Here is a 1,544-nt window from a genome sequence, read left to right as displayed (position 1 = left end):
AGCACGGCGCCGCGGATGGTGCAGGCGCCGGCCCAGGAGGCGCTCGCGATGGCCGGCCCGTCCCGGCGCCCGGAGCACTCCCCGCCGTCGGCCGCGCCCCACCGGCCGAGCGCAGCACCTCCGGTCGGACAACGGCTCCCGGCGCCGCCGCGCAACCGCCCGGGCCCGCACCAGCCCCAGGACGGGGACACCGCCGCCCCGCACCTCCCGCGGTCGCTTCCGAAGGCGCCGGACCTGTGCGCCCTCGGCAAGCGGTACGGCGGCTGGCGCAAGGACAGCCCGGAGGCGGTGATCTGCGAGGAGGCGTACGGCCGCTGAGCGGCGCGGGCCCGTGCCGGCACATGGCGACGACACGTCGCCGTACCCGGCGCTCGGCGCTAGCGCCGGCGAGGCGGCCCCCAGGGCTCGCCGCCCGCCGGCCCGTCCTCCCCCAGCCGCAGTTCCAGACGGCCGATCGCGGCCCGGACGCCCTCGCCGTAGGCGTCGTCGGCGAGGGAGTCCGCGGCGGTGCGGGCGTGGCGGAGGTGGCTGCGGGCGGCCTCGGGGCGGTCCAGCTTGACGTAGTCGGCGGCCAGGTTGAGGTGCAGGGAGGGAAGGAATCCCCGGACGCCCGCGGGGTCGCCGTCGGCCAGCTCCTGGGCCGCGGCGAACGCCCGCAGATCCCAGGCGAGTTCGTCCGCCGGGTCGTCCTGGGTGTCGGCGAGGTAGTGGGCCAGCGTGCAGCGGTGCAGCGGATCGCCGTCCTCGCCGACCTCCGCCCACAGATCGAGGAAGCGGCTGCGGGCCTCCTCGCGGTCGCCGCCGTGGTGCAGCATCACGACCTGCCCGATCCGCGTCAGCACGGCATCCGGTGCCGTCCGTTCCCGTCGCTCCGCCACCGCGCCCTCCGGCCGTCGTCAGCTGTCTGCCCCGACGCTAGCCGCCGGCATCCGGATTCCCGGTCAGGCGGCCCCGGACGGCACGGCGCCGGCCGCACGCGAAACAGGGGGTGAAAGCCGGAGCGCCTCGGGTACTCGCCTTCGGCAGCGAATCCACGTAACGGAGGCACAGTGATGAGCACGGTCAAGGAAACGGTGGAAGTCGACGTACCGGTCCACACGGCCTACAACCAGTGGACGCAGTTCGAGTCGTTCCCCGAGTTCATGGAAGGCGTCGAGGAAGTCAGGCAGCTGGACGACCGCCACAACCACTGGACCACCAAGATCGGCGGAGTCCGGCGGGAGTTCGACACCGAGATCGTGGACCAGCTCGCGGACGAGCGCATCACCTGGCGCACCACCACCGGTGACACGGCTCAGCGGGGCAGCGTCCGCTTCCAGCGCATGGACGACATGCACACCCGGGTGGAACTCGTCATGGATGTCGAACCCAGCGGGGCCGCGGAGAAGACCGCGGACATGCTGGGCGTGCTCGACCGGCGCGTCAAGGGCGACATGAAGCGCTTCAAGAAGTACATCGAGGAGCGCGGCGGGGAGTCCGGAGCGGTACGGGGTCGTGGTCGGCGAGGAGGTCCGGGTCAGCTCCCGGCGCGGGTCGGTGCTGGC

2 protein-coding genes and 1 pseudogene are annotated in these 1,544 nt (G+C 73.7%); 2 read left to right on the top strand and 1 reads right to left on the bottom strand.

Annotated features, from left to right (window positions below):
• Positions 1-318 (top strand): annotated as a pseudogene (locus ACWEN3_RS46450) (hypothetical protein); the annotation flags it as partial.
• 59 nt (positions 319-377) lie between these two features.
• Here ACWEN3_RS46450 and ACWEN3_RS46445 read toward each other — a convergent pair.
• On the bottom strand, positions 378-878 hold the full coding sequence (locus ACWEN3_RS46445) for a hypothetical protein (protein WP_452984470.1): 501 nt from the start codon (positions 876-878) through the stop codon (positions 378-380).
• Between the two features lie 174 nt (positions 879-1,052).
• Here ACWEN3_RS46445 and ACWEN3_RS46440 point away from each other — a divergent pair.
• Positions 1,053-1,544 (top strand): SRPBCC family protein (locus ACWEN3_RS46440; protein ID WP_452984468.1); only part of this gene is annotated, 492 nt, incomplete at its 3' end.

This window comes from Streptomyces sp. NPDC004561 (assembly GCF_053602155.1).
The sequence above is the reverse complement of the archived record's forward strand: the minus strand, read 5'-3'. Positions and strand labels throughout refer to the sequence as shown.